7 protein-coding genes are annotated in these 7019 nt (G+C 68.1%); 2 read left to right on the top strand and 5 right to left on the bottom strand.

What is annotated here, in order from left to right; translation table 11 throughout:
* Positions 1-26 precede the first annotated feature (26 nt).
* The gene (locus ACFV6H_RS36465; protein WP_385551009.1) at positions 27-2432 is read right to left on the bottom strand and encodes an ATP-binding cassette domain-containing protein; all 2406 of its coding nucleotides are present in this window, start codon (positions 2430-2432) and stop codon (positions 27-29) included.
* 210 nt (positions 2433-2642) lie between these two features.
* Positions 2643-3008: a VOC family protein gene (locus ACFV6H_RS36470; protein WP_385551011.1), complete on the bottom strand. Its 366-nt coding sequence runs from the start codon at positions 3006-3008 to the stop codon at positions 2643-2645.
* A 542-nt stretch (positions 3009-3550) separates the two neighbouring features.
* Between ACFV6H_RS36470 and rox the strand changes: the two genes are divergently transcribed.
* Positions 3551-4984 carry a rifampin monooxygenase gene (rox, locus tag ACFV6H_RS36475; protein ID WP_385551013.1) on the top strand — a complete coding sequence of 478 codons (1434 nt, stop codon included), beginning with the start codon at positions 3551-3553 and terminating at the stop codon, positions 4982-4984.
* On the opposite strand, the gene ACFV6H_RS36480 is transcribed toward rox, so the two are convergent.
* Positions 4889-5137 (bottom strand): DUF2199 domain-containing protein, encoded by a 249-nt coding sequence (locus ACFV6H_RS36480; RefSeq protein ID WP_385551015.1) that lies wholly within the window; start codon positions 5135-5137, stop codon positions 4889-4891. The genes rox and ACFV6H_RS36480 overlap by 96 nt on opposite strands.
* Before the next feature lie 6 nt (positions 5138-5143).
* Positions 5144-5749, bottom strand: a complete 606-nt coding sequence (locus ACFV6H_RS36485; protein ID WP_385551017.1) for a DUF6461 domain-containing protein — start codon at positions 5747-5749, stop codon at positions 5144-5146.
* Positions 5750-5933: 184 nt separating this feature from the next.
* Between ACFV6H_RS36485 and ACFV6H_RS36490 the strand changes: the two genes are divergently transcribed.
* Positions 5934-6305 (top strand): VOC family protein, encoded by a 372-nt coding sequence (locus ACFV6H_RS36490; protein WP_384982918.1) that lies wholly within the window; start codon positions 5934-5936, stop codon positions 6303-6305.
* Positions 6306-6468: 163 nt separating this feature from the next.
* Here the strand turns inward: ACFV6H_RS36490 and ACFV6H_RS36495 are convergent, their stop codons facing one another.
* Positions 6469-6876 (bottom strand): DUF6228 family protein, encoded by a 408-nt coding sequence (locus ACFV6H_RS36495; RefSeq protein ID WP_385551019.1) that lies wholly within the window; start codon positions 6874-6876, stop codon positions 6469-6471.
* Positions 6877-7019 lie beyond the last annotated feature (143 nt).

Raw genomic sequence — 7019 nt, forward strand, 5'->3', positions numbered from 1 at the left:
CAGCCTTCCGTCCGCGAGGGCCTCGGTCAGGCGCCGACGTAGGCCGCGAGGTGTTCGCCGGTGAGGGTGGAGCGGGCGGCGACGAGGTCGGCAGGGGTGCCCTCGAAGACGATTCGGCCGCCGTCATGGCCGGCGCCCGGGCCGAGGTCGATGATCCAGTCGGCGTGCGCCATGACCGCCTGGTGGTGCTCGACGACGATGACCGACTTGCCGGAGTCGACGAGCCGGTCGAGCAGGCCGAGGAGCTGCTCCACGTCGGCGAGGTGGAGGCCGGTGGTCGGCTCGTCGAGGATGTAGACGCCGCCCTTGTCGGCCATGTGGGTGGCCAGCTTGAGCCGCTGCCGCTCGCCGCCGGACAGCGTGGTGAGCGGCTGGCCGATGTTGAGGTAGCCGAGCCCGACGTCGGCGAGCCGCGCGAGGATGGCGTGCGCGGCCGGCGTGCGCGCCTCGCCGGCGCCGAAGAACTCCTCGGCCTCGGCCACCGACATCGCGAGCACCTCGCTGATGTCCCGGCCGCCGAGGTGGTAGTCCAGCACCGCCGCCTGGAACCGCTTCCCTTCGCACTCCTCGCAGGTGGTGGCGACGCCGGCCATCACCGCCAGGTCGGTGTAGACGACGCCGGCGCCGTTGCAGTTGGGGCAGGCGCCCTCGGAGTTGGCGCTGAACAGCGCCGGCTTCACGCCGTTGGCCTTCGCGAACGCCTTGCGTATCGGGTCGAGCAGCCCGGTGTACGTCGCCGGATTGCTCCGTCGCGAGCCGCGGATCGCGCCCTGGTCGATCGACACGACACCCGCGCCGGCGGCCCCCGACTGCTGCGGCAGTGATCCGTGCACGAGCGAGCTCTTGCCGGAGCCGGCGACGCCGGTGACGACGGCGAGCACTCCGAGCGGGATGTCGACGTCGACGTCGCGCAGGTTGTGCGCCGTCGCGCCGCGGATCTCCAGCGCGCCGGTGGGCGTCCGTACCGTCTCCTTGAGGGCGGCCCGGTCGTCGAAATGGCGGCCGGTGATGGTGCCGCCGGTCCGCAGCCCTTCGACGGTGCCCTCGAAGCAGACGGTGCCGCCCGCCGTACCGGCGCCGGGGCCGAGGTCGACGACATGGTCGGCGATCACGATCGTCTCCGGCTTGTGCTCCACGACGAGCACCGTGTTGCCCTTGTCCCGCAGCCGCAGCAGCAGGCTGTTCATCCTCTGGATGTCATGGGGGTGCAGGCCCGTGGTGGGCTCGTCGAAGACGTACGTGGTGTCGGTGAGCGAGGAGCCGAGGTGGCGGATCATCTTGACGCGCTGCGCCTCGCCGCCCGACAGCGTGCCCGCCGGCCGGTCGAGCGAGAGGTAGCCCAGCCCGATCTCCACGAACGAGTCGAGCGTGTGCCCGAGCGTCGTCAGCAGCGGCGCGACGGACGGTTCGCCCAGGCCTCGCACCCACGCGGCCAGGTCGCTGATCTGCATCGCGCAGGCGTCGGCGATGCTGATCCCGCCGATCCGTGACGACCGGGCCGCCTCGCTGAGCCGGGTGCCGTCGCACTCGGGGCAGGTGGTGAAGGTGACCGCCCGGTCCACGAACTCCCGGATGTGCGGCTGCATCGCCTCCCGGTCCTTGGCGAGGAACGACTTCTGGATCCGCGGGATCAGCCCTTCGTACGTCATGTTGATGCCCGCGATCTTCATCTTGGTCGGCTCGCGGTGGAGGAAGTCGTGCAGCTCCTTCTTGGTGTACGTACGGATCGGCTTGTCCGGGTCGAAGAAGCCCGACTCGCTGTAGAGCCGGTAGTTCCAGCCGCCCGCCTTGTAACCGGGGATGGTCAGCGCGCCCTCGGAGAGCGACTTGGAGTCGTCGTAGAGCTGGGCGCGGTCGATGTCGGTGACCGAGCCCCGGCCTTCGCAGCGCGGACACATGCCGCCGGTGATGCTGAAGCTGCGCTGCTCCTTCACGGTCTGTCCGGCGCGCTCCAGGGTGACCGCGCCCGCTCCGCTGATCGAGGCGACGTTGAAGGAGAACGCCTTGGGCGAGCCGATGTGCGGCTGCCCGAGCCGGCTGAAGAGGATGCGCAGCATCGCGTTGGCGTCGGTGGCGGTGCCGACCGTGGAGCGGGGATCGGCTCCCATCCGCTGCTGGTCGACGATGATCGCGGTCGTCAGCCCTTCGAGTACGTCGACCTCGGGCCGCGCCAGCGTCGGCATGAAGCCCTGTACGAAGGTGCTGTACGTCTCGTTGATCAGCCGCTGCGACTCCGCGGCGATCGTGCTGAAGACCAGCGAGCTCTTGCCCGAGCCGGAGACACCGGTGAACACCGTCAGCCGGCGCTTCGGGATCTCGATGCTCACGTCCTTGAGGTTGTTCACGCGCGCGCCGTGTACGCGGATCAGGTCGTGGCTGTCGGCAACGTGCAGCGCGGGCGACTGCGTGTCCGTCCTCGTGGCCGTGCTCATCGTGTCTCCATCTGTTGGGCGGGGCATCTGTTGGGCGGGGCCGCCTTCGCGGTCTCCGTCGGCGTTCGTTGCCTGGCTCGATCTGACCAGCTTCGAGCGTACGTGTCCGTACGTCCGGTGCTCTTTACGTCCGGTGCTCTTTCGCTCGGCTCGCGGTGAGCCGGTGCTCGGTGTCGCGATGACGCCGAGCACGGGAGCGGGGATCGGGATTCATCGGTCCTGGAGCAGCCCGAGGACGTTGCCGTCGGGGTCGGTGACGGTGGCCACCAGACGGCCGCCACCGACGTCGTGCGCGGGCTCCTTCACGGTGGCGCCCGCGGCGGTCACCTCGGCCAGCTTCGCCTCGATGTCCGCCACGTGCCAGTAGGCCACCGGTGAGGTCATGCCCTGCGGTCCACCGCCCGGCACCAGCCCGATGTGCTGGCCCGCGGCCTCGAAGCCGACGTAGTAGGAGTCGTCGTTCTGCGGCGCTGCGCCGAGCAGGGCGGCGTACACCTTCTTGGCCGCCGCCAGGTCGGAAACGGGATGCAGCACGGTCTTGATCCCCTGGGTGGAAGAGGCGGAAGCGTCGGTCATGGTCACTCCTGAAGTCGAGGGTCTGGTCCGAATTGTCCGGCTTATCGTCAGGCTTGAGGGCGAACGGCAAGTCCGGAACAAGTCCGGAATCCGACAGCCCGATCCCGCCGGACGGCGATGCGGTCACGCTAGTGCGGCTCGGTGACCGGCGCTTCTCGATTCCTGATCGGTTCCGCCAGACGCGATCCAGAATGCTTCCGTGTCCACGGAGCAAGAGAGAGGGGCAGAAATGCGCTCATTCCTGGCGTGCACGGCGGAGGTGGCTCGGCTGCTCGGGACCGAGGACACGGTTCCGGTGCCGGAGAACTGATCCTGCTACCTGGACCAGTCGGAATGGAAAGAGGAGTACCCACTCCTTTCCATGCTCAACGTATAGCGCACCGGGGGGCTTGCGGCAAGACCCGGGTTGTGCCGCAGAATTGCCGGCCGAGGCCAGGACCTGCGGAAATCAGAGATTCGCGAAGTGCGTGTGCTGTTGTCGTCATATGGGTCAACTGCGCGGCGAGGCTGGCCGGGAATCAATCTCGTTAATGGGGGGTTTCATGATCGACGTGATCGTTGTCGGCGGCGGACCGACCGGCTTGATGCTGGCCGCCGAGTTGCGGCTGCACGGCGTGCGCGTGCTCGTGCTGGAGAAGTTGGCGGAGCCGACCAGGCAGTCCCGCGCGCTCGGCTTGCATGTACGCAGCGTCGAGGTGATGGACCAGCGCGGTCTGCTGGAGCGGTTCCTCGCGCTCGGCAAGCAGTTCGCGGTCGGCGGTTTCTTCGCCGGCATCGGCAAGCGGTGGCCCGACCGGCTGGACACGGCACATTCGTACGTCCTCGCCATCCCGCAGGTGGTCACTGAGCGCCTGCTGACCGAGCACGTCACCGAGCTCGGCGTCGAGATCCGGCGCGGCTTCGAACTGGTCGGGCTGAGCCAGGACGACGAGGGAGCCGGGGTGACCGCCGAGCTGGCCGACGGCACGCGGCTGCGCTCGCGCTTCCTCGTCGGCTGTGACGGTGGCCGCAGCACGGTGCGCAAGCTGCTCGGCGTCGGCTTCCCCGGTGAGCCCAGCAGGGTCGAGACGCTGCTGGGCGAGATGGAGGTGGCCGTGCCGCCGGAGACGCTGGCCGCCGTGGTGGCCGAAGTCCGCAAGACACATATGCGGTTCGGCACCATGCCTCTCGGGGACGGGGCGTACCGCGTCATCGTGCCCGCCGAGGGAGTGGCCGAGGACCGTACGACCGCGCCGACCTTCGAGGAGTTCAAGCAGCGGCTGCGGGCCTTCGCGGGCACCGACTTCGGCGTGCACTCGCCGCGCTGGCTCTCCCGCTTCGGCGACGCCACCCGGCTGGCCGAGCGCTACCGGACCGGCCGGGTGCTGCTGGCCGGCGACGCGGCGCACATCCACCCGCCGACCGGCGGGCAGGGCCTCAACCTTGGTATCCAGGACGCGTTCAACCTCGGCTGGAAACTGGCCGCCGAGGTCAACGGCTGGGCGCCGGAAGGGCTGTTGGACAGCTACCACACCGAACGGCACCCGGTGGCCGCCGACGTACTGGACAACACCCGCGCACAGATGCAGCTGCTGTCTCCCGAGCCGGGTCCCAGTTCAGTGCGCCGACTGGTGTCGGAACTGATGGAATTCGAGGACGTGAACCGGTACTTGATCGAGAAGATCACCGCGATCGGGGTCCGCTACGACTTCGGCGAGGGCCACGAACTGCTCGGCCGGCGGATGCGCGACGTGGGGCTGAAGCGAGGCCGCCTCTACGAGCTGATGCACGGCGGCCGAGGACTGCTGCTCGACCAGACCGGCCGGCTCTCGGCGGCGGGCTGGGCCGACCGGATCGACCACGTCGTCGACGTCAGCGAGGAACTGGACGCGCCTGCGGTACTACTGCGACCGGACGGCCACGTGGCGTGGGCCGGTGAAGATCAGCAGGATCTGCTCAGCCAACTGCCCAGGTGGTTCGGCACACCCGCCGGCTGAGCGCGCAGTCCGCTCGACGGCGAGTGGACGGTCGGTGGGTTCGAGCTCGATGAACGGGCGCTCGCCGACGGGCGTGGTGTGGACGTGGGTCTTCAGGCCGATGGTGCTGGGCGAGTAGACGGGCAGCTCGGTGGTGATCGGCGGGTCGAGCAACCTCGCTCACCTGACTTCGACGCTGCCGCAGGAGAATGTGGTGCCCTCAAGCAGTTCTGGCGTGATGGAGATGCCGGTCAGATGCTGGGCGAGAGCAAACGCTGCCAGCGGGGAGACGTCGGTCTCGGGACTGTCCTCCCCGAAGTGGAAGCCGATGCTGTGCATGGCGTTCAGCAGTTCGTCAGGGGTGGTGCCCCAGCGGTGGTCGGGAAGCACGGGCTCGAACCAGAGGCGCCTGACGGTGTCCTCGGCCCAGAGAAAGGAATCGACACCGTTGATGTTGACGAAGTGCGACACCCAGCGTGTTCCCGCCGAAGCGGGCAGCGCCCTGTCCTCGGTGACTCCGAGATAGCCGTTGGGTTCGATCAGCAGGGTCCAGGACTCGATGGTGGTCATGGCGATGAACTGCCGCTTGCCTTCGGACTGGTGTGAAAGGCCGAAGGCCGCGTCGACGACCGCGTCTGTACCGGTCAGTGCGGGCTCGTCGCGACCATCGAGGCGGTGGAGCACGTCAGAAGGTGCCAGATTGTGCACCAGCGTGAAGCAATACGCTTCTGCGAGATCCGGGAAGCGTTCCTCGAACCACATGTAGTCGGCGGCGGTCGTAGTCATGCGTGTGATCCTCGCTCATGCCACTGACACAGGCTGCGGCCGCAGGACTGCATCGAGGCGCATGGCAGTCCGCTTCAGTTCAATGAGGAACCATGCCCGAGCCGTGGTTCGGAGTGCTCGGGCAAGCGGACGGCCACCTCTAGGGTGTGCATCGCGAAAGTCCACCGATCGGTACGGAGGCGCCATGCCCCTGCAGATGAAGTTGAGCGCGATAACACTCGACTGCCCTGATCCGCTGGCTCTGGCGGCGTTCTATCAGCAGGCCACCGGCCTCGAACCCCACCCGAAGTCGGACGCCGACTTCGCGGGTCTCAGCCGTGAGGACGGACTCGTCATCGGTTTTCAACGGGTCGACGGCTACCGGGCTCCGCGCTGGCCCGACCAGACCGTTCCCCAGCAGCTTCATATCTGCTTCAAGGTCGAGGAGGACTTGGAGGAGGCCGAGGCACGGCTGCTGGAGCTGGGCGCGGGCAAGCCGGATCACCAGCCTCATGGGGCCAGGGCGCGGGTTCTCACAGATCCGGCCGGGCATCCCTTCTGCATCGTCAGAGGCTGATCGGGGGGTTCGGGAGGGCTTCGATCTGTCTCGCCGTAGACCATCGCGACTTCGTCGGAGCAGCGAATTCCGCGGCGTTCGCTTCAATCGCCCAGTCCGCCCAGTCCGCCCAGCCGTGCCCAGACGGCGTCCAGGTGATCCGAAGGCCAGCGGGCACGGCCACTCACCTCGCGAGGAAACGCCGGACGTCGGCTGCGAAGGCCGACATCTGCTCGCCGGCCTCCAGCCACGTGGTCACCGAGGCGCTCCAGCCGCCGGCGGCCTTCGGCCACGGGCGCAGGGTCCAGGTCAGACCGATATGCCCACCGGACCGGAAAACGGCCGAGACGATCAGGTCCCGGTCGTTTGTCTGCCAGTTCCGCTCGCCGTCCCAGCCTCGGTAGTCCGCGGCCAGCTCTTCCAGGAACGGCGCGAGATCGCTGTCCCAGAGCCAGGCCACCACCTCGTTGATGCGAGCGGTCAGCCCTGGAGCCGACACCTCGACCGCATAGTGCACCGAGTCCTCGTCGAAGCTGTACCGATCACAGAACTTCACACCGACGGACGGTTTGTCCTGGCAGCGGATGGTCACGGCGTCCTGCTCGTCGGTGTCGCCGTCCGGGGGGGCATGAGCGAAACGCTAACGAGTTGGTGCGTGATAGCGGGTGGGGTGTCGTTGCTGGTGGGTGGCATGATCCATGTGTGGCGATCATGGTCAATCGGGCGGTGCTGGCA

It is taken from the genome of Streptomyces sp. NPDC059743, assembly GCF_042732975.1.
GTDB lineage: Bacteria > Actinomycetota > Actinomycetes > Streptomycetales > Streptomycetaceae > Streptomyces.